18 protein-coding genes are annotated in these 20,887 nt (G+C 33.6%); 15 read left to right on the top strand and 3 right to left on the bottom strand.

What is annotated here, in order from left to right:
- The first annotated feature begins 6 nt into the window (after nucleotides 1–6).
- From ACFS3A_RS26450 to ACFS3A_RS26480, 7 genes are all read left to right on the top strand, one after another.
- A complete protein-coding gene (locus ACFS3A_RS26450; RefSeq protein WP_379828698.1) occupies nucleotides 7–1,131 on the top strand; it encodes a lactonase family protein in 1,125 nt (374 codons plus the stop codon).
- 53 nt (nucleotides 1,132–1,184) lie between these two features.
- On the top strand, nucleotides 1,185–1,718 hold the full coding sequence (locus tag ACFS3A_RS26455; protein WP_379828700.1) for a GNAT family N-acetyltransferase: 534 nt from the start codon (nucleotides 1,185–1,187) through the stop codon (nucleotides 1,716–1,718).
- 84 nt (nucleotides 1,719–1,802) lie between these two features.
- Nucleotides 1,803–2,384, top strand: a complete 582-nt coding sequence (locus ACFS3A_RS26460; protein ID WP_379828702.1) for an LOG family protein — start codon at nucleotides 1,803–1,805, stop codon at nucleotides 2,382–2,384.
- 70 nt (nucleotides 2,385–2,454) lie between these two features.
- Nucleotides 2,455–3,129 carry a porin family protein gene (locus ACFS3A_RS26465; RefSeq protein ID WP_379828704.1) on the top strand — a complete coding sequence of 225 codons (675 nt, stop codon included), beginning with the start codon at nucleotides 2,455–2,457 and terminating at the stop codon, nucleotides 3,127–3,129.
- Nucleotides 3,130–3,254: 125 nt separating this feature from the next.
- Nucleotides 3,255–3,722 (top strand): SRPBCC family protein, encoded by a 468-nt coding sequence (locus tag ACFS3A_RS26470; RefSeq protein WP_379828706.1) that lies wholly within the window; start codon nucleotides 3,255–3,257, stop codon nucleotides 3,720–3,722.
- Nucleotides 3,723–4,341: 619 nt separating this feature from the next.
- On the top strand, nucleotides 4,342–4,710 hold the full coding sequence (locus ACFS3A_RS26475; protein ID WP_379828708.1) for an iron chaperone: 369 nt from the start codon (nucleotides 4,342–4,344) through the stop codon (nucleotides 4,708–4,710).
- A 7-nt stretch (nucleotides 4,711–4,717) separates the two neighbouring features.
- Nucleotides 4,718–5,401 (top strand): 2'-5' RNA ligase family protein, encoded by a 684-nt coding sequence (locus ACFS3A_RS26480; protein WP_379828710.1) that lies wholly within the window; start codon nucleotides 4,718–4,720, stop codon nucleotides 5,399–5,401.
- An 86-nt stretch (nucleotides 5,402–5,487) separates the two neighbouring features.
- Here the strand turns inward: ACFS3A_RS26480 and ACFS3A_RS26485 are convergent, their stop codons facing one another.
- Genes ACFS3A_RS26485 through ACFS3A_RS26495 form a run of 3 tightly spaced genes read right to left on the bottom strand, consistent with a single transcriptional unit; the run spans nucleotide 5,488 to nucleotide 8,457 of the window.
- Nucleotides 5,488–5,847, bottom strand: coding sequence for a VOC family protein (locus ACFS3A_RS26485; RefSeq protein ID WP_379828712.1), 360 nt, complete (start codon nucleotides 5,845–5,847; stop codon nucleotides 5,488–5,490).
- A 16-nt stretch (nucleotides 5,848–5,863) separates the two neighbouring features.
- Entirely contained in the window at nucleotides 5,864–6,292 is a 429-nt protein-coding gene (locus tag ACFS3A_RS26490; protein ID WP_379828714.1) for an SMI1/KNR4 family protein, read from the bottom strand.
- Nucleotides 6,293–6,309: 17 nt separating this feature from the next.
- Complete coding sequence (locus tag ACFS3A_RS26495) at nucleotides 6,310–8,457, bottom strand: cation:proton antiporter (RefSeq protein ID WP_379828716.1); 2,148 nt, start codon at nucleotides 8,455–8,457, stop codon at nucleotides 6,310–6,312.
- A gap of 299 nt (nucleotides 8,458–8,756) precedes the next feature.
- Between ACFS3A_RS26495 and ACFS3A_RS26500 the strand changes: the two genes are divergently transcribed.
- From ACFS3A_RS26500 to ypfJ, 8 genes are all read left to right on the top strand, one after another.
- On the top strand, nucleotides 8,757–10,184 hold the full coding sequence (locus tag ACFS3A_RS26500; protein WP_379828718.1) for an L-serine ammonia-lyase: 1,428 nt from the start codon (nucleotides 8,757–8,759) through the stop codon (nucleotides 10,182–10,184).
- A gap of 113 nt (nucleotides 10,185–10,297) precedes the next feature.
- Nucleotides 10,298–11,488, top strand: a complete 1,191-nt coding sequence (locus tag ACFS3A_RS26505) for an SH3 domain-containing protein (RefSeq protein WP_379828720.1) — start codon at nucleotides 10,298–10,300, stop codon at nucleotides 11,486–11,488.
- 50 nt (nucleotides 11,489–11,538) lie between these two features.
- On the top strand, nucleotides 11,539–12,357 hold the full coding sequence (gene panB / locus ACFS3A_RS26510; RefSeq protein ID WP_289661902.1) for a 3-methyl-2-oxobutanoate hydroxymethyltransferase: 819 nt from the start codon (nucleotides 11,539–11,541) through the stop codon (nucleotides 12,355–12,357).
- A 193-nt stretch (nucleotides 12,358–12,550) separates the two neighbouring features.
- Nucleotides 12,551–13,240 (top strand): RluA family pseudouridine synthase, encoded by a 690-nt coding sequence (locus tag ACFS3A_RS26515; RefSeq protein ID WP_379828722.1) that lies wholly within the window; start codon nucleotides 12,551–12,553, stop codon nucleotides 13,238–13,240.
- 75 nt (nucleotides 13,241–13,315) lie between these two features.
- Complete coding sequence (locus ACFS3A_RS26520; RefSeq protein WP_379828724.1) at nucleotides 13,316–14,644, top strand: aldehyde dehydrogenase; 1,329 nt, start codon at nucleotides 13,316–13,318, stop codon at nucleotides 14,642–14,644.
- 120 nt (nucleotides 14,645–14,764) lie between these two features.
- Nucleotides 14,765–15,559 (top strand): hypothetical protein, encoded by a 795-nt coding sequence (locus tag ACFS3A_RS26525; protein WP_379828726.1) that lies wholly within the window; start codon nucleotides 14,765–14,767, stop codon nucleotides 15,557–15,559.
- Nucleotides 15,560–15,650: 91 nt separating this feature from the next.
- Nucleotides 15,651–19,703 carry a PAS domain S-box protein gene (locus ACFS3A_RS26530; protein WP_379828728.1) on the top strand — a complete coding sequence of 1,351 codons (4,053 nt, stop codon included), beginning with the start codon at nucleotides 15,651–15,653 and terminating at the stop codon, nucleotides 19,701–19,703.
- A 136-nt stretch (nucleotides 19,704–19,839) separates the two neighbouring features.
- Complete coding sequence (gene ypfJ / locus ACFS3A_RS26535) at nucleotides 19,840–20,694, top strand: KPN_02809 family neutral zinc metallopeptidase (RefSeq protein WP_379828729.1); 855 nt, start codon at nucleotides 19,840–19,842, stop codon at nucleotides 20,692–20,694.
- Nucleotides 20,695–20,887 lie beyond the last annotated feature (193 nt).

Consider the following 20,887-nt stretch of genomic DNA (forward strand, 5'->3'; position numbering starts at 1 on the left):
ACTAAAATGAATTCAAAAAACTTCATAATAGCAATAACCTTTTTCCTAAGCTTTAATCTATTTTCCCAAAACACTTACGTCTTTTTAGGATCATACAATCGTGATAAATCGGCTGAGGCAATTCAGGTTTACCAGTTGGATACTTTAAGCGGAAAACTGACGAAATTTACTTCGGTCACTAATATTGTTAATCCCTCCTATTTAACTGTTTCACCAAACGGAAAATATGTTTATGCCTGTACTGACACCAAAACACCAAATGCGGGAAGCATAAGCAGTTTTGAATTTGATCCGGCAAATAAAACTTTGACGTTCTTAAACAGTCAGCGAAGCGGCGGTGAAAATCCGGTTTATGTTTCAGTTCATAAAAACGGAAAATGGTTAGCCAATGCGAATTACACAGAGGGAAGCGTTTCTGTTTTTCCTATTTTAGAAAGTGGTAAAATCGATTCTATTGCCCAAAATTTTCAATATACGGACGGAAGCACACATAAAGAAAGGCAAACCAGATCACACGTTCATTCGGCGGTATTTTCTCCTCAATGCGATTATCTTTTTTTACCCGATTTGGGAGCCGATAAAATTCGTTGCTATGCTTTTGACGAAAATCTGAAAAAATCTTTAGTGGAAACAAAAAATCCGTTTACAAAAACCGATTTAGAAGCTGGCCCAAGGCATTTTACTTTTCATCCAAATCAGAAGTTTGGTTATTGCATCGAAGAAATGGCAGGACAATTAAGTGTTTACAAATATGAAAATGGCGTATTAAACAAAATTCAGCGTATTGCCACACATCCTGATAAAATAAAAGAAGGTTTTGAAAGTTCTGATGTTCATATTTCTCCGAACGGAAAATTTTTATACGCCACAAATCGCGGAAAAGAAAACAATATTGCTATTTTTTCAATCGATGAAAACGGATTATTGACAAACATAGGCTACCAATCTACTTTAGGAAGACATCCACGCGTTTTTGCTATTGATGAAAGCGGAAAATTTTTAGTTGCTTCAAATGTTCAAACCGGAAATGTGATTGTTTTTAAAATAAATCCTAAAACCGGATTATTAAAGAAAACTGGGAAAGAAATTAAAATGCAGGATGTTTCTTGTGTACAGATTAGAAAGATTTAATTTTTATCCTGACATTTTCGGAAAGCAAAAAACTAACTATAAAAACTATAAAAATGAAAATATCTGACTTCAATTTACAACCTGATATTCTGGAAGATGAAATCACAAAACTAATTCCTTTAAAAGAAGAACATTTTGAAGCATTATTTGAAGCAGCATCAGATCCTTTAATCTGGGAACAGCATCCTTCTAAAGACCGTTATCACAGAGAAGGTTTTACCGCGTTTTTTAGAGCTGCAATAGATTCAAAAGGTTCATTTTTAATTCTTGATAAACAGACAAACGAAATAATGGGTACAACCCGTTTTTACGAATACAACCCCGAAAAGTCAAGTGTCGCAATTGGCTACACTTTTATTACAAGAAAATATTGGGGTGGTCCTTATAATAAATCCAATAAAAAACTTTTAATCGATTATGCATTTCAGTATGTAGATTCCATTTTTTTTCATGTTGGAGCAGAAAATTTTCGTTCACAGAAAGCGGTTCAAAAACTTGGAGCTGAAAAAGTAAGAGATATGGTCTTAACAGCAAATGGAACTGATATGCCTTATTTTGAGTATGAATTAAAAAAAAGTGATTGGTAAAAGTTAGGAGTTAAATGTAAAATTTCTCATCTAACACTCTTAACACTTAACCAATAACTCATAAACCCATAACTAAAAAAAAGAATGAAAAGAATAACAGTCTTCTGTGCCTCTAGTTTCGGCACCGAAAAAATATATGAAGAACAGGCAATTGCATTAGGAAAAACTCTTGCAGCACAAAATATAGAACTAATTTACGGTGGCGCGAATGTTGGCTTGATGGGCGCAGTAGCAGACGGTGCTTTAAACGCTGGCGGAAAAGTAATTGGTGTTCTTCCGAACTTTTTGAGATCAAAAGAAATTGCGCATCAAAACTTAACAGAACTGATTTTGGTTGAAAGTATGCACGAACGCAAAACCAAAATGAACGATTTATGTGATGGTGTAATTGCTCTTCCCGGTGGTTTTGGAACTCTTGAAGAGCTTTTTGAAATGCTGACATGGGCTCAGTTAGGGCTTCATAAAAAACCTATTGCAATTTTAAATGTAAATGGCTTTTATGATTTTCTTATTGAATTACTAAAAACCATGACTGATAAAGGTTTACTAAAAGAAGCTAACAGAGAAATGCTTTTGATAAGCGATAATATTGATGATTTGTTACATCAAATGAGAAATTATACAGCGCCAACAGTTGGCAAATGGATTGACAAAAAGAATGTTTAATACTAAAAAAAGCTTTAACATTAATTTGTAATTCGATACATTCGTGACCAAATTAATCAACCAAAAAAAAATGAAAAAAATTACTTTTTTATTATTAACTCTTTCTTTAATTACTTTTAAAACAACAGCTCAGGAATCAAAAGTTAAATTTGGAATACATGGAGGTTTAAATTACTCCAGTTTTAGAGGTTACAGGTCTTTTACAGATGACTCTGCCGGTTTTGCTTATTTATTCGGATTTTCTTTTCAGCACCAGATTCAGGAAAATTTATCTATAAAAGCAGACTTAAATTATGAGAGAAAAACTCAGATTTCTAAAGCTTCCGTAGAAATTATGGATCCATCAGTTCAACTTCCTCCCGGTATTTATGAAGTAAAATCTACTGCATATTTAAATTATGTTGTTCTTCCAATAATGTTGAAATACAATTTTTCCAGCGATAAAAGTTTTTATGTAAATGCAGGACCTTACTTAGGTTATTTGGTAAAATCGGGAATAAAAACGAAAACTAATATTCCTGATGAAAGTGAATATGACGAAGAGGATACAGACAATAAAAAATCACTGGATTTTGGATTCTCAGCCGGTATTGGTAAAGAATTTACGTTAACAGAAAATCATCAGCTGTATATTGAATTAAGAGATAATCTTGGTTTATCAAATATTTCAAAAGCACAAGCTTTTAATAATGATTCCCTTAAAACCAACTCAGTTAATTTATTAGTTGGTTTTACATTTAATTAATTTTTGACATTTTTACTGTAGCAATTTCATAAATTAGAGGTCGCAAGAAAATTGAAATAAGGAAGCAAAATGTCATCTTAGATCTTTCATTTTGCTTCCGACTTTTAACCTCTAACTTCTAAACCATGAAAACAGAAAATAACAAATACGCAAAAGCCGAAATGCTGATTCGGAAACCTGTTTCAGAGGTTTTTCAGGCTTTTATTGATCCGCAGATTACAAGTAAATTTTGGTTTACTAAAGGATCGGGCAAATTAGAAGAAAATGAAAAAACCGAATGGACCTGGGAAATGTATGGTTTTTCGCTTACAGTTAAAACGCTGGTTCTGCAGGAAAATAAAAAGATTGTGATCGAATGGGGAAATCCCGACGAAATTACCCTGGTAGAATGGGTCTTTAATCCATTAAATGAAAGTGAAACTTTTGTAAGCATTACTAATTCAGGTTTTCACGGAGATTCTGATAAAATTATAGATCAGGTTCGTAATTCTACAGAAGGATTTACATTGGTTCTGGCTGGTGCCAAAGCTTTTTTGGAACATCATATAAAGCTGAATTTAGTTTTGGATCGTTTTCCGAAAGGACTTGCTTGATGGTGTTATTTAACCGCAAAGAACACAAAGGGTTACGCAAAGTACGCTAAGTTTTTTTTTGAGAGTCATTAAAATGAAAAGTCCGCAAAGCTTTGTGAACTTATTATGTAGATTCTGCTTAGTCTAGTACTTAAAAATACTTCGCGAACTTTGCGTTAAAATGAAAGAAACGTATTGGTGTCAACAATTTAACCGCAAAGAACACAAAGGTTTACGCAAAGTACGCTAAGTTTTTTTTTGAGAGTCATTAAAATGAGAAGTCCGCTAAGCTTTGTGAACTTATTATGTAGATTCTGCTTAGTCTAGTACTTAAAAATACTTCGCGAACTTTGCGTTAAAATGAAAGAAACGTATTGGTGTCAACAATTTAACCGCAAAGAACACAAAGGGTTACGCAAAGTACGCTAAGTTTTTTTTGAGAGTCATTAAAATGAAAAATCCGCAAAGCTTTGTTTATGTACAACATTTACAGATAAAGCTTTGCGAACTTAATACATAGATTCAGCTTAGTCCTGTAACTAATTATCTTAGCGCACTTTGCGGTAAAATAAAAAATTACGTTTCAGGTCACTACTGAGAACTTGAAACCTGAAACCTGAAACAAACAAAAAGAAAAACCATGGAAACAAAGAAACCCGAAAATATAGATGAATACATTGGTGGATTTCCAAATGATGTTCAGGAAATTTTGGAAAAGGTTCGAATGACGATTCAAAAAGCAGCGCCGGATGCAAAAGAAAAAATTAGTTATTCTATGCCGGCTTTTGAGCAAAATGGAATTGTAGTTTATTTTGCCGCTTTCAAAAACCATATCGGTCTTTATGCCCTTCCGAGTGGCCATGAAGCTTTTGCAGCAGAACTTTCAAAATACAAATCAGGCAAAGGCTCGGTTCAGTTTCCGTTAAAAGATAAAATGCCTTACGATCTGATTACAAAAATTGTAAAATTCAGAGTGAAAGAAAATCTAGAAAAAGTAAAAAAGAAATAACTGAATAATGAATTTAACCGAACATTACAATCAACTTTATAAAACGTCTTCTGAAGCTATTTTGGAAGGTAAATATGTAACTGATTCAGAAATTAAAAACGAATCTGATTCGCGGTTCGGTATAACGCTATTAATTCGCCCAAACGATGAAATAAAAGCGAATATCCAGCATTTTATAAATGAACTAAAAAAAGCAGAACCGGAACAGTATTTTTATCCGGATTCAGATATTCATATTACGGTAATGTCTATTATTTCTTGCTCTACAGCATTTAATTTAAGTCAGATTTCACCAAGTGAATATATTGAAGTGATCTGCAGAAGCCTTGTAGAGGTAAATAAAATCAAAATTCACTACAAAGGTATTACGGCTTCTCCCTCGGCAATCATGATTCAGGGATTTCCAAGCGATGAAACTTTGAATAATTTAAGAAACAGACTTCGCGAAAACTTCAAAAATTCGGATTTACAACAGAGTATTGACAGTCGATATGAAATTTCTACCGCGCACTCTACAATAATGCGCTTTCAGGAAAAACTTCATAATCCCAAAAAACTGCTTGAAATTGCAGAAAAATTCCGTGATTATGATTTTGGAGAATTTGATGTAACAAGTATTGAATTAGTTTACAATGATTGGTATCAGCGTAAAAGTACGACTCGCGTTTTGGGAGATTTTGGATTGAGATAAGTTTTTTACCACTAATTTTTACTAATTTATTCTTTCTAATTGTAATAATTAGTGGAATTTGCGGCAAACTTAAATTAAATAAATCTTTATTTAAACTTCCCAAAATGCCATAGAACCCCGGATGGATCGTGCAGAAAACATTCACTTCCCCAGTCTAAATGTCTCGTTGGCGTTAATTTTACACCATATTTCTCCGTTAAATTAAGTGCTTCCAATTCACTATAATAGCGATCAACATCATCAACTTCGAGAAAAATCATGGTGTTTTCGTTCCAGCTTTTATCGTAATAATCCTGAAGGTAAAAAGCGATTTCTCCTACTTTGAAAACAGAAAAATTATGTTCTAAAACTATTTCTTCAAAACCTAAATCTCGGTAGAAACTTCTTGAAATCTCGAAGTCTTTAGAACCTATAAAAGGACGGATTGATTTTATTTTGTGATTCATATAAGTCGTATTTAAATTATGAAAACCATTCGACACCTTCATCAAGCCTGACAAGAAAATCAGTAAAAGAGTTTCCTATTTCGACATGATAATTAGCATTTAAATCAGTAAAAGGAGAAAGAATAATTTTTATAGCGTTAGTATCGTCAAAATAGATTCCAATAAATTCACCGCTTCCGTTCGTTCCGATAGCCAGTGTTTGTGGTAATTTTTCGAAAATATGATATTCTAAATTTGCATCAATAATTTCTTCTAAACTCCAAAGTTTTATAAACTCGAACCCAATAAACTGATCTATTCCCAAGTAATTCTCTACGTAAAAAACGTAATCTTCCGGAAGATCAAATTTTAAATGCAATTGAATATCTTCAATGCTGACTAAAGAATTCTCGTCCCTTTCCGGAAAACTGTATTTATTAAAAATCCCTAATAATTCTTCTGTCATAAATTGATAAATATTTTTTAACCTTTTTTCAAAATACTTCCCAAACCACGTCCAATTTGTTCAATGGCTTCAATACCTTTTGCCAATGGTGAAGCCGTAAAATCTTCATAAGCATCCATTGCGCTTTCTTTGCGGTCATCTTGCGGGTAAACCAAAATAACATTGTTATTTTCAAAAAACTTCTCAAATTTATGAGGCAGTTTATCAAAAATCGACTGATACGAAACAGACCCTTTTCTTGACAGATTAAAAACAACTAAATCGGTTGGTTTCATTTCGTCTGAAATGGATTCAAAATCTTCCCAATCCGAAACGTTTTTAAATCCTAATTTGGCATTCAATTTCAAATTATTAGCAATCTGCTGAATGGTTTCGTGCGTTTTATATTCTGCGTAAACCACAATCGGAATACTTAATTCCTGAGATAAGCGACAGATTTTCTGAAGCAATACCTGAAAACCAACGCCTCTTTCAGAAAATGGAGGACAGACAAAAACCAATCTTTTTTCTTCAATAAAATTCTTTTGAAACCTACAGATAAACAAACTCTTATCGACGTTATTGATAATGGAATCTACATTTTCTCCGAAGATTTTATCTATAAATCCGGTTTTTCTTGGCCAGCCAACGATCACAATATCCGACATGATTTCTTTGGAAGTTCTTGCAATTCCACTTGCCGGATTATGGTCAATTCTGGCAATTGTATTGATTTTTACTTCCGAAGCCGAAGCCTGAACAACAAATTTATCAACTGCTTTTCGGTATTTTAAAATATTCTTCTCTGCCTGATTATTATTAGGAACAATAGTCAACAATGTTACAGGATTAGATGATTTTTTATCTTTAATCAAAAGTGCAAAATCCAGCAAACTTGCTGCAGCAGAAGTTTTCGCCAGCGGAATCAGAATATGTTCATCCAGGATTTGATCTCTGCCTGTATCTTCCGGCGAAATTTCTTCTTCACAAATTGCAATTTTCTTAGCCGCTTTTTCCGTTGCAAAAGAAGCTACAATACAAGTAATCAGAATTAAGATAATCGTTCCGTTTAAAATGTTTTCGTCTAATATTTTTGCTTTAAACCCAACTAAAATTACTGCCAGAGTTGCGGCTGCATGCGCACTACTTAAGCCGAAAATAAGTTGTCTTTCTGTTTTGGTATATTTAAATACGATTTGGGTGAAAAAGGCAGCAATCCATTTTCCAAATATTGCCACGACACTTAAAGTTCCTGCTACAATCAACGCTGTTGGTCCGCTTAAAATTACACTTACGTCAACCAGCATTCCTACAGAAATCAGGAAAAACGGAATAAACAAAGCGTTTCCAATAAACTCAATTCTATTCATCAATGCAGAAGAATGCGGAATTAAAGGATTCAATGCCAAACCGGCAACGAAAGCCCCAATAATTGGCTCTACTCCTGCTACTTCGGCTAAAAAGGCTGCGAAGAAAACCACAGAGAGTACAAAAATATAGTGAGCGTGTTTTTCACTTTCCAGTTTTTTGAAAAACCATTTGGCAATTCTTGGGATAACCAAAAACATAATGGCTGAAAAAATCGCTAATGAAACTGTTAATTTAATCCAGAAAGCCTGATTTAAACTTCCCTGCGCACTTCCCATAATCACGGCAAGAATAATCAAAACTGCAGTATCGGTCAGAATAGTTCCGCCTACCGTAATCGCAACAGCCTGATTTTTGGCAATTCCCAGTTTACTCACAATCGGATAGGCAACCAATGTGTGTGTCGCAAACATACTTGCTGTTAAAAAACTGGCATTAAAATCATATTGCAATAAATAAAAACAAACGGGAAATCCGATCGAAAGTGGTAAAATAAAAGTAAAAAAACCAAATAATAAGCTCTTGTTTCTATTGGCTTTAAACTCATTCATATCCAATTCTAAGCCCGCAATAAACATGATATACAAAAGTCCGATTGTCGAAAATAAATCAACTGCCGAGTTTTTTGCGAGAATATTTAATCCGTGAGGTCCAATGATAACCCCGGAAATAATAAGTCCGATAATTCCCGGAATATTGATCTTTTTAAGTAAAATTGGAGAGAGCAGAATTATAAATAGTATTAACGAAAAAATCAATACGGGATTGTTAAGTGGTAATTCGAATTCTTGTAATAGATGCTTGAAAAATTCTATCATATTGTAACTTTATCTTCTTTGTGGTATTATAATTTGTAACAAGACATTTTCAGAATTAGAACAAAATCCCTGAAGTATTAATATTAAAAGAACTGAGCTTATTTTTTAAACTCGTTCATCTACAAAAATACCTAAAAAACGCGAACTTTTTACGAAAACTGCATATTAAGGATTTAAATTTATTTCGTTATCGAATTATTAAAATTTAATATTTTTTTTAACAAATATGCAAGATTAACATTCAAATATATCCGTTCATTGCGTTATTCAATTATCTTTGTCTTAACAAAAAACGAACAATGGAAGAATGTATCTCAGTTTTTGATATGCTTAAAATTGGCGTTGGCCCTTCAAGCTCACACACTTTGGGACCTTGGCGCGCGGCTGAACGCTTTTTGGAAGAGCTTAGAGAAGAAGCGATTCTGGAAAATATTATAAGAGTAAAAGTCGATTTATACGGTTCTTTGTCTCTGACCGGAAAAGGCCACGCAACAGATCTCGCTGTTATGCTGGGTTTAAGCGGTCAGGATCCCGAATATATTCCCGTTGAAGATATTGCAGGGATTATCAAAAAAATCGAAACTACAAACGAAATCAATTTGGGCAACCAGAAAGGAATTCCGTTTTACTTTCTTCAGGACATTGTTTTCAATAAAGATTTCCTTCCTTTTCATGCTAACGGATTGAAATTTACTGCTTACAAAGCTGACGATTCTGAATACGAATCGACTTTCTATTCTATTGGAGGTGGATTTGTGGTAAAAGAAGAACGCACCAATGCCAAGCAAAAAGAAGCAATCAAATGCGCATTTCCTTACCCTGTCCAAAATGCAGCTGAATTACTAAACTATACGATTTCTGAGAACAAATCGATTTCTGAAATTGTATATGAAAATGAAATTTCAATGCGCCCGGAAGCGGAAGTGCATTCTGAATTAATGCGTATCTGGAATACAATGCTGGAATGCATGTACATTGGCTGTCATTCTGAAGGAATACTTCCCGGCGGACTTCACGTTCGCAGGAGAGCTTTTGATATGCACCAAAACCTTATTGGACTATCTAACTATACCGATCCGCAAAGCTGGCTTGAAGAAATTAGAAAAACAGAAGTTAAATTTCGCCAGATTTTAAAATGGGTAAGCTGTTTTGCACTTGCCGTGAATGAAGTAAATGCTTCTTTAGGACGCGTGGTAACTGCTCCAACCAATGGAAGTTCAGGCGTAATACCAGCTGTTTTAATGTATTATATGGTGATTGAAAATCACGATGCAGGCGAAAAAGAAATCAAACAATTCCTGATGGTGGCCGGAGAAATTGGAAGTATTTTCAAAAAAGGCTCTACTATATCAGCAGCTATGGGCGGATGTCAGGCAGAAATAGGGGTTTCGTCTTCAATGGCTGCGGCGGCACTTTGCGAATTAATGGGCGGTACTCCTGCTCAGGTTCTAATGGCGGCAGAAATTGCAATGGAACACCATTTGGGCTTAACTTGCGATCCTATTGGCGGCTTGGTTCAAATTCCTTGTATTGAAAGAAATACTATGGGTGCGATAAAAGCTATAAATGCAGCAGAATTGGCTTTAGAAACCGATTCGAAAAACGCTAAAGTTCCTTTAGACAAAGTAATCAATACAATGTGGGAAACAGCAAAAGACATGAATTCCAAATACAAAGAAACATCAGAAGGAGGTCTTGCCGTTGCGGTTAATATGGCTGATTGCTAAAAATATTTGTTTGCCACAGATTAAAAGGATAAAAATGATTTTTTAAATCTTCGCGAAATAAAAAAAACTTTGTAAATCCTTTTAATCTGTGGCTAAAAACATAAATCAACTTCATGAAAAAACTCTACTTTTTACTTTTTTTCTGCACAGTTTTACTGCATTCGCAGCAGCGTTATTTTCTAAATTCCGACACGAGATTATATACTTCTCCTAATTCAACTTCATTTTTAGGTTATTTTAAATACGGAGCAGAAGTTCGTTTACTCAATGAAAGTCAAAACGGCTGGCGTAAAGTACAGGCAGATAATTTTAATGAAGGATTTATTCAGGAGAAATATATTGCCAAAAGCCTTAATGCAAAAGATGTAAAAGTTAGAGATTATGAAAATCCTATTCTTGAAGGCGGAGATGCTTACTACGGAGGAAATCATCTTTTTGTTTTAGCTGCAGGTTTAAAGGCTCGTGCTTTACCCGATAAAAATTCGAAAATTAGGGAAATACTTTTTACCGGAGATCCCGTGGCTGTTAATTATATTCCTGTAAATCCGGATGAATGGGTAAACATTAACGGAAATTTTACTGAAGAATATGCAAAATATACTTTGAGAAAATTTATAGGCCCAAGACCTGATTTGAATGCTTTAATTAAAGATTTTGACAAACTGGACGTTAATGCAGTTCCTGAGCGCAAAACAGTAAGCGAAAGAATTGTTGAATTAGCATGGAATAGCAATTATAATGATCTTGTGCCTGCTTATCAGAGATATTATGAAGTTGTAAAACAAATTAACGCCCCAAAATTAATTGCTGATACAGAATTGAATATGGCTTTAGCAAAGGCCTTATCCCAACATAAACTGCCGGAGCAAATTAGCGCATTTATGCTTAAATCACATTATTCATTAAAAGGATTTAAAACCAAATCTGTTTATATATCACAGGCCGATTTATTTAAAACATTCGGAAATCCTCCTAAAAAAAATCAAGTTGGTGACGAATGCGGTATTTATTTAAGCGATTTATTTTATTACTATCCAGACCTTGAAGTTTCTGTAGATGAAAAAGAAAAAAAGGCTGAGATCATCAAAGTATTCATCAACGAAAACAACAAATTCATTATCAATCCTAATGCGGTTTTGGATCACACGTTGTCTGAAAAAGCTTTCATTGAAAAATATGGAACTTATATTGAGGCTTCGTTAAAAGCACCTCACATCTACTCTATCCTAATGGAAGACAGTCAATTTCGATTAGAATTTAAAGACGGAAAATTTTTCTCTGTTGAAATATTCTATTATTGCTGATTCCCATTATACAATTATTCAATACTTTTACATATTCAAAAAAAAATAAAATGTCAGTAGCAAAGAAAGATTATAAAAGAATCACAACAAAGTCATTAATTGAAATGAAAAGCAATGGAGAAAAAATCTCTATGCTTACTGCTTACGATTACACAATGGCAAAAATTGTTGACACTGCCGGTGTCGATGTAATTTTAGTTGGAGATTCTGCATCAAATGTTATGGCGGGTCACGAAACGACACTGCCAATTACGCTAGATCAAATGATTTATCATGCTTCATCTGTAGTTCGTGCTGTCGAAAGAGCTTTGGTTGTAGTAGATTTACCTTTTGGAAGTTACCAATCAGATCCTAAAGAAGCACTTCGTTCTTCGATCAGAATAATGAAAGAAAGCGGTGGACATGCAGTAAAATTAGAAGGAGGAAAAGAAATTAAAGAATCTATAAAAAAAATATTGCATGCCGGGATTCCGGTTATGGGACATCTGGGATTAACACCTCAGTCTATCTATAAATTTGGAACTTACAGCGTTCGTGCAAAAGAAGAGGAAGAAGCTGAAAAATTAATTGAAGATGCTCAAATGCTGGAAAAAGTAGGATGTTTTGCAGTTGTTTTGGAAAAAATCCCTGCAGATCTTGCTAAAAAAGTAGCAGACAGCATTTCTATTCCTGTTATCGGAATTGGTGCCGGAGGCGGTGTTGACGGTCAGGTTTTAGTTATTCATGACATGTTAGGCATGAATAATGAATTTAGTCCTCGTTTCTTACGTCGTTACTTAAACTTATACGAAGAGATGACAAAAGCAATCGGTCAATATGCTGCTGATGTAAAGTCTCAGGATTTTCCTAACGAAAAAGAACAATATTAGTTTTTTTTTGAGGTTCTAAGTTGCTAAGGTTCTGAGGGACTAAGTTTTTAGGTACAAAGAAGCAAAGCGACAAAGGTTCAAAGGTTTTCAAAAAAAATAAAAACTAAATAGCCTCCAGTTAAAGCTGGAGGTTTATTTTTAAAGTGTTATTAGGCTTTAGCCAAACTTTTTTCAATTTAAATTTCAGATCAAAATGAAAATTATTTCAGATAAGAATAATCTCCAGGTTTTACACGAAGACAATCACATAATTGTGGTTAATAAACGTGTTGGAGATATCGTACAGGGAGATAAAACTGGAGACAAACCATTATCTGATGTTGTGAAAGAATACATTAAAGCCAAATACAATAAACCCGGAGATGTTTTTTTAGGTGTAATTCATCGTTTAGATCGTCCTACAACAGGGATTGTGGTTTTTGCCCGAACCAGTAAAGCTTTATCACGAATGAACGAGCTTTTCAGCAATCGTGAAACGCAAAAAACATATTGGGCAGTTGTTAAAAACAAACCAAAAGATACAAAAGCAAAACTGGTTCATTTTTTAAAAAGAAATGAAAAGAACAACACTTCTAAAGCACATTTAAAAGAAGTTCCTGATAGTAAATTAGCGAGTTTAGATTATATCATAATAAAAGAACTTCAAAATTATACGGCACTGGAAATCAATTTACATACAGGGCGTCATCATCAAATTCGGGCGCAATTGTCTGCAATCGGTTCTCCGATAAAAGGCGATTTAAAATATGGAGCAGACAGAAGCAATCCTGACGGTGGCATTCATCTTCATGCCAGAAAACTAACATTTGTCCATCCGGTTTCTAAAGAGAATATTACAATTATTGCCCCTACACCAGACGATCCGATTTGGAATGCCGTATGATTTTTATGATTTAATTGTTAATTTTTTAATTTTTATCGATTAACTTGCATAGAGTAAAAAAAGCTGATCGTAAAAATGGATTATAAAAGTGACATCGGGTATCGAAAGGAAACACTGAAAAAGTTATTGTATAATATTCAGAAAAGCGAAGATTTAATCATCAAAGCTTTATACGACGACTTTCAAAAACCAGAGTTTGAAGCTGTTGTTACAGAGACTCATTATGTAATATCAGACCTGAAAGACACAATTAAAAACATTAACTCGTGGGCAAAACCAAAACGTGTTTTTCCGTCGCTTCTTAATTTTCCTTCCAGAGATTATATTTATAAAGAACCTTATGGCGATGTCTTAATTATGGCTCCCTGGAACTATCCTTTTCAATTAGCATTATGCCCTTTGATTGCCGCTGTTGCTGCAGGAAACAAAGTCACTCTAAAACCATCCGAACTCACACCTCATACATCAGCCATAATTGCAAAAATTATTGAAAAAACCTTTCACATCAACCATGTCGAAGTTTTTGAAGGTGGTATAGATGTTTCTAATAAATTATTAGCACAACGCTGGGATTATATCTTTTTTACCGGAAGTGTTTCTGTTGGAAAAATCGTAGCCAAAGCCGCTGCAGAAAATCTAACTCCGGTTACTTTAGAACTGGGTGGAAAAAACCCTTGTATTGTAGATGAAACTGCCAATCTAAAACTAGCTGCAAAGCGTATTGTCTGGGGAAAATTCATCAACGCCGGTCAGACTTGTATTGCACCAGATTATATTTTGGTTCAGAAAAATATGAAAGTCAATTTTATAACGTATTTGATTGAAGAAATTATAAAAGCTTACGGAAAAAAAATAGACAAATCGCCTGATTTTGCGCGAATCATTAACACCAAAAACTGGTTTCGTTTAACTAATATGATCCAAAACGAAAATGTATTGTTTGGAGGAGAAAGCGATGCCAACAAATTATACATTGCTCCAACTTTGCTCGAAGAACCTGATTTGGACAGTCCGGTTATGAAAGAAGAAATCTTTGGTCCAATTTTACCAATTCTTACTTATGAAAATGAAAATGACATTGAAAATATCATAAGTCGTTATGAGAAACCTCTTTCATTTTATATTTTCAGCGAAAATAATTCCTTTACCAAAAAATTAATTACAAAATACTCTTTTGGAGGGGGATGCGTTAACGACACCGTTATTCATTTCTCTAATAAAAGACTTCCATTTGGAGGTGTCGGACACAGTGGAATCGGCGCATATCATGGCCAACGTAGCTTTGATACTTTTTCGCATCATAAAGCCATTGTCAAAAAAGGAAATTGGCTCGATTTGCCTATGCGCTACGCACCTTACCAAGATAAGCTGGCTTCGATTAAACGAATTTTAGACTGGATTTAAAAGTGCCCATATCATTTTAGAATGTTTTATAGATTTTTATACGGAATTGATTAAAAATATTATATTTACGTCAAGATACCCATATAAAATTATAAGTCAATAAAACAATTTTACGCTAAAATGAAATCTACCCTTGTCCAAATTGAGGATATTAAAAAAAATGGCTATTCACTTGATTTTGCTACAGTTTTTAATCATGCCTTCGAAAACTATAAAAAAATAGCACTTTATTCAGGACTTATTATCCTGGTTTTTTCTATACTTGCTGCAATGGCATTTATGGGAATAATGATTGCTTATTTTGGAGCAGAAAGCATTACAAAAGATTTTTTACTGGATTTAGAAAATCAAAAATTTACAGCAATTCAACTGGTTATACAAACTGTTGCTGTTTCTGCTATAGCAGGGATCACAGCTCCGTTTGGTGCAGGTTTTCTTAAAATGGCTGATTGTGCAGACAAAGATGTAGAATTTAATGTTTCAACTATTTTCAGTTATTACAGAGCTCCTTATTTCGGGCAAGTTTTTGTTGCTGCTTTTATTCCGGCTATTGTAGGAACGGCGCTTTCCAATTTTATTGACAGTTTTGAAGTTTTATATGTTGGAAATGTAATATCCTTTATGGTTTCTTACTTTATGTATCTATCCATTCCGTTAGTTGTTTTCGGGAATTTGAATGCAATAGACGCTATAAAATCAAGTTTTATCGTTGTTACGAAAAATCCACTTAACATATTTGCATTTTTCATCATAGGCTTTATCGGATCATTACTGGGAATTTTCGCCTGCTGCGTTGGAATTATCTTTACTGTCGTTTTTAACAGCTCAATGATTTATGCCACATATTTTGGAATTTTTGGAATAAATGAAGAAGAAGATTCAATTGATTCAATTGGTCAATCAAATGTAGATTAAAACAGAAAAATCGTATTTTAAAGAGAAATTAACCGCTTCCTTTTAAGGTTTTTCAAAAGACTGTTTACTAAACCAACATACCCCAAATTCTATGGCCGCAGACTATAGTTTTTTCAAATCGGTTATTTCAGGAATTGCCAGTCTTGGTAATACCCTAGAATCAATTATGACCGCATGGTATGTACTCGACTCCGACATTATCTTTTACAATAACCCTAAGCTTATCGTTTTAGGGTTATCGCTTTTTGCCTTTCTTTCACTTCTTGTCTATCAGTTTTTTAAGATCAAGGCTAAAATTGGCTATTTCATTGAAAAGAAGAAAGAACAAGACACTATTAGTAAAGAATATCAGCTTTATATATTATTTTTTGGTATCGCTGTAATCGTTATTGAGATCATTAATGAAATTTTCAAAATCAGACCCAAAAGTTTATTATTTGTAAATGTTTCTATTGGTGTTACTGTACTTGTAATCTACTCTATAACCAACAGGGTAAAATGGTTTAGAGATCATATTCAGCAGATTTTTATTTCCTGTTTTTTTATATACATCTCTTATGTTGCTTTTAACATCGTAATGCTTTCTAACGATGTTGTTCCGATTATTGTTTTCTTAATTTCTTTTTTCTTTTCTTACAGCATTCTTAAACCAATCAAAATCTATTGGTTTTTCGTCGGACTCACTTTTGCATTTTTAATTGCCACAGTGACTTTTCAGCTCATACCGATAAAATCTTCTATCTTACTTATTAATTTTTGCATTTTAATTTTTATCATTAATCAGGTAAAATATGCCGTTTTGCTAAACAATCATGACAATTTCAGGTTTGCCAGCGAAATTGTTCATAAGGGAAACTCACTTACAATTGCTACCAATCAAAAAGGTGAAATTTTATTCAGCAGTGAAACCATTACCACTATTTTAGGTTATCAGCCAGAAGAAGTTATGGGACTAAAATTTTGGGAACTTACACAGGATTCTGAATATTTTGAAAACTTAAAACCTATTAATAACCCTGAAAATAAGCTTTACATCAGAAAATTAAAAAATAAAAACGGAGAATTCAAATACATTCAATGGAAGGATAAGAAATTCTCTGATGATTTAATTATTAGTATCGGCCAGGATGTTACAGAGCAAATTAATGTTCAGGATCAGTACAAAAACCTTATTCAGACCGCAACCGATATTATTTTTGAAATTAATCCTGACGGCTATTTTACGTTCATAAACGAGTTTGGTTTTTCAATTTTAGGTTATTCTGAAAACGAAATCATCAATAAACATTATTCCAATATTATTCACGAACATTATATAAAAAGTGCCGTTGAATTTTACGAGAATTTAGTTCTCAACGAAAACAATTATCCAATCATCGAAATTCCGATTTTAAAGAAAAACGGTGAAGAAATATGGATTTCACAGAAAATTATTGTCCGCAAAAATGATTTAGGCCAAACAACAGGTTTTTCAGGAATCGCGAGAGATATTACCGAGAAAAAAAATATTGAAAAAGAGAAAAAAAGACGCCTTAAAAAGATTGAAGCCTTTAATAACTCAACCAAAAAATTATCAACGACCGATTTTACCAAATATGACAAACTGAATACGGTCATCGATCTTATTCTAAAAGAAGCAGCAACAATCAGTCGCGCTAATCGTGTCAGTTTCTGGAAATATCATAAAGATTTAATTACCTGCAAAAACCTATTCAGTCTTGATAATCAAAACCTAAACGATAAAAACATTTTAAACAAAGAGTCATATCCTATCTATTTCGAGACTTTAAGTAAAAAAGCCATTATTAATGCCCCGGATGTTTTCAATAAATTAGAAACATCAGAATTTGAAAAACTATATTTTACCAAAAACAACATCAAATCTATGCTTGATGTTCCGATTTTTCTATCGGGACAATTGGCAGGAGTCGTTTGTTTTGAAAGTACCGAAAAAAAACGTGAATGGGATAATGAAGATATCAATTATGCCAGAACCATTTCCGATGTAATTTCGCTTGCTATTTCTTCTCAAATGCGCTTAGAAGCAGAAAAAAAACTGGAATTCAAAAGTCAGCTCTTATCAGCCCTTTCGTTATGCACCGAAAAATTTCTGCTCAGCAAGACAACACAGCAAATGTTTCAGGAAACTTATGATATTATTGGAAAAGCGGCAAAGGTCGACCATATGTATTATTATGAGAAAGATCCTATTTACAATACGGTCTATCAAAAATACAAATGGTCACGCGAAGGAGTTGCACATCAAATTACGCCCTTACGTCATATGACAGAAGAAGATCTAACAGAAATCTATGAAGCTGCTCAGCAGAAAAAAATTCTAAACACCTTAACCCGCCATCTTGACGAAGGATTTTTTAAGACTCTTTTGATCAACAATGAAATCAAATCTATTTTGATTTTACCACTCTATATCAATGATCTTTTTACTGGTTTTATTGGTTTTGATGATTGTACCAAAGAAAAAAAATGGTCTGAAGAAGAAATCTACATTTTTCAGGTATTGGCCAATAATATTTCATCTGCATTAGAGCGAAATCGAAATGAAACTAAAATTGTAGAAAGTGAAGAAAAATTTAAACTGATTGCCAACAATATTCCGGGAACAGTTTATTTATCCAAGTTTGATGCCTTTTCGACTAAAATCTTCTTAAATGATGAAGTTTTAAATTTAACCGGCTATTCGAAATCAGAATTTATAGAAAATAATTTATCATTTCTTTCACTGATTCATCATGATGATAAAGATGAAGTCATCAACAATCAGATTGATAATTTACAAAAAGGAATGCCTCTTCATAATGTCTACCGTATAAAGCGTAAATCGGGAGAATATATTTGGGTGGAAGAATTTGGTGACGTAATTAAAAGAGACGACGAAATTGAATTTGTCGGTGGAATCTATTTTGATATTACCAACAAAAAAGAAATCGAAGATGCTATAAAAGCCAAACAATTGGCAGAAGCCGCCAACAAATCCAAATCTGATTTCCTTGCTAACATGTCGCATGAAATCAGAACACCGCTTAACGGAATTATTGGTTTCACTCATTTACTGATGAAAACTGAATTGGAAGAAATTCAGGAAAAATATATGACTACCATTAATCAATCTGCTCATTCTCTTCTTGAAATCATCAATGACATTCTGGATTTCTCTAAAATTGAAGCAGGGAAATTAGAACTCTTTATTGATCTTTATGACATTAAAAAAGTATTGGTACAAGTTTTCGATTTAATTGTTTACGAATCCAATCAAAAAAATCTGGAACTTGAATTAAATATTGATCCTGATGTTCCTAAATATATTTGGACTGATATTGTCAGAATCAAACAAATCCTGATTAACCTTCTTTCAAATGCTGTTAAATTTACCACAAAAGGTTCTATTAAATTAAATGTCACAGTTTTAGAAAAGAAGAAAAACAACAATCATGTAATTCGTTTTTCTGTAGTAGATACCGGAATCGGAATTCTGGAAAAAAATCAAAAGAAAATTTTCAAAGCTTTTTCTCAGGAAGACAGCTCTACAACTAGAAAATTTGGAGGAACGGGATTAGGTTTAACTATTTCCAATCAATTACTGGCACTAATGGAAAGCCGTTTACAACTGGAAAGTAAAATTGACGTAGGAAGTAATTTTTTCTTCGATTTAAACCTAAAAACGAGCAACCAGAGCATTAACGATAAATACAATGCCGAACTTAAAAGCTTAAATATTGAAGTAGATTCTGAAAATATAGAATCTAATGGCAATACTATTACTTTTTTAATTGTTGAAGACAATAAAGTAAATATGCTTCTTCTGAAAACAATCATAAAAAATCTTTACAACAATGCTTATATTCACGAATGTGAAAACGGATATGAAGCCATACAGCAGTTTGAAAAAATAAATCCAACCATCGTCTTTATGGACATTCAAATGCCTATTATGAATGGTTACGAAACTACGAGAGCTATCCGAAACACGAAAAAAGGAAGAGATATCCCAATTATCGCAGTAACCGCAGGAGCAGAAAAAGACGAAAGAAATAAATGTATTTCTGCCGGAATGGATGATTATATTTCTAAACCCATTATGAAAGGAAGTGTTGAAGAAACCTTAATCAAATGGCTTGGTTAATTCATATTTTTTTGCAACTTACAAAAACACTTTTTTCTTTAAATCTTTTGAACATAAATGTTTCAAATGTGAAATTTATCATAAAAAATCTATAAATTCGTATACCTTTTTATAACAAGCTTAAAAACAATTCAATATGAAATGGCAAGGCAGAAGACAAAGTGATAATGTAGAAGACCGAAGATCAATCTCTGGTGGTGGCAAAGCTATAATTGGCGGAGGAGTAATTGGCATCATTGTTTTGCTACTGAATGTTTTTGGCGGCGAAACCGGTCAGCAAATAGCACCGATTTTAGAACAAATGCAAGGTGGACAAGGTCAACAAACTGAAGCTGCAGCTCCATTAAGCAAAGAAGACGAAGAAATGGGGAATTTTGTTAGAGTTGTTCTAGCAGATAATGAAGACATCTGGAGTAAAATTTTCGCAGAACATGGCATGACTTATGAAAAACCAAAATTAGTTCTTTTCAAAGGCGCTGTACAAACAGCATGTGGCGGAGCATCATCGGCATCGGGGCCATTTTATTGTCCTGGCGATCGTAAAGTCTATATGGATTTGGGCTTTTTTGAAGAATTAAAAACTAAATTTGGCGCAAAAGGTGGCGATTTTGCTATTGCTTATGTAATTGCACATGAAATCGGTCATCACATACAGACTTTACTGGGAACATCAGCAAAAATGCGTCAGGAACAGCAAGGCAAAAGCGATGCGGAAGCCAATAAACTTTCAGTCGCTCTGGAATTACAGGCCGATTTTTATGCTGGTGTCTGGGCGCACTATAATCAGGAAAACTTAGATACCGGAGATATCGAAGAAGCGTTAAGCGCTGCAAATGCAGTTGGAGACGATGCTATCCAAAGCAAAATGCAAGGACATGTTGTTCCCGATTCTTTTACGCATGGAACTTCAGAACAAAGAATGTATTGGTTTAAGAAAGGATTTAAAACCGGAGATATTAAACAAGGCACTACATTTGAAGAAATCAGATAATACATAAAACCAAATATATTAACCACCAGAAAAGCCCGACTTTACAGTCGGGCTTTTTTTATCAAAATGTCTCGTCCTGAAATAAGTTGACATAAAATTGACTTATTTATGAATAATCCAGAATTTAAAAAAGAGCGACGTAGTCAGCGAGATTACAACTTAGGCTTTAAATTAGCCGTTATTTCGCAGGTAG

It is taken from the genome of Flavobacterium notoginsengisoli (assembly GCF_042686225.1).
GTDB lineage: Bacteria > Bacteroidota > Bacteroidia > Flavobacteriales > Flavobacteriaceae > Flavobacterium > Flavobacterium notoginsengisoli.

Excerpts from the sequence above, each read along its gene's own strand:
- ACFS3A_RS26450 (WP_379828698.1), top strand. The coding sequence starts at position 7 with ATGAATTCAAAAAACTTCATAATAGCAATAACCTTTTTCCTAAGCTTT.
- ACFS3A_RS26455 (WP_379828700.1), top strand. The coding sequence starts at position 1,185 with ATGAAAATATCTGACTTCAATTTACAACCTGATATTCTGGAAGATGAA.
- ACFS3A_RS26460 (WP_379828702.1), top strand. The coding sequence starts at position 1,803 with ATGAAAAGAATAACAGTCTTCTGTGCCTCTAGTTTCGGCACCGAAAAA.
- ACFS3A_RS26465 (WP_379828704.1), top strand. The coding sequence starts at position 2,455 with ATGAAAAAAATTACTTTTTTATTATTAACTCTTTCTTTAATTACTTTT.
- ACFS3A_RS26470 (WP_379828706.1), top strand. The coding sequence starts at position 3,255 with ATGAAAACAGAAAATAACAAATACGCAAAAGCCGAAATGCTGATTCGG.
- ACFS3A_RS26475 (WP_379828708.1), top strand. The coding sequence starts at position 4,342 with ATGGAAACAAAGAAACCCGAAAATATAGATGAATACATTGGTGGATTT.
- ACFS3A_RS26480 (WP_379828710.1), top strand. The coding sequence starts at position 4,718 with ATGAATTTAACCGAACATTACAATCAACTTTATAAAACGTCTTCTGAA.
- ACFS3A_RS26485 (WP_379828712.1), bottom strand. The coding sequence starts at position 5,847 with ATGAATCACAAAATAAAATCAATCCGTCCTTTTATAGGTTCTAAAGAC.
- ACFS3A_RS26490 (WP_379828714.1), bottom strand. The coding sequence starts at position 6,292 with ATGACAGAAGAATTATTAGGGATTTTTAATAAATACAGTTTTCCGGAA.
- ACFS3A_RS26495 (WP_379828716.1), bottom strand. The coding sequence starts at position 8,457 with ATGATAGAATTTTTCAAGCATCTATTACAAGAATTCGAATTACCACTT.
- ACFS3A_RS26500 (WP_379828718.1), top strand. The coding sequence starts at position 8,757 with ATGGAAGAATGTATCTCAGTTTTTGATATGCTTAAAATTGGCGTTGGC.
- ACFS3A_RS26505 (WP_379828720.1), top strand. The coding sequence starts at position 10,298 with ATGAAAAAACTCTACTTTTTACTTTTTTTCTGCACAGTTTTACTGCAT.
- panB (WP_289661902.1), top strand. The coding sequence starts at position 11,539 with ATGTCAGTAGCAAAGAAAGATTATAAAAGAATCACAACAAAGTCATTA.
- ACFS3A_RS26515 (WP_379828722.1), top strand. The coding sequence starts at position 12,551 with ATGAAAATTATTTCAGATAAGAATAATCTCCAGGTTTTACACGAAGAC.
- ACFS3A_RS26520 (WP_379828724.1), top strand. The coding sequence starts at position 13,316 with ATGGATTATAAAAGTGACATCGGGTATCGAAAGGAAACACTGAAAAAG.
- ACFS3A_RS26525 (WP_379828726.1), top strand. The coding sequence starts at position 14,765 with ATGAAATCTACCCTTGTCCAAATTGAGGATATTAAAAAAAATGGCTAT.
- ACFS3A_RS26530 (WP_379828728.1), top strand. The coding sequence starts at position 15,651 with ATGGCCGCAGACTATAGTTTTTTCAAATCGGTTATTTCAGGAATTGCC.
- ypfJ (WP_379828729.1), top strand. The coding sequence starts at position 19,840 with ATGAAATGGCAAGGCAGAAGACAAAGTGATAATGTAGAAGACCGAAGA.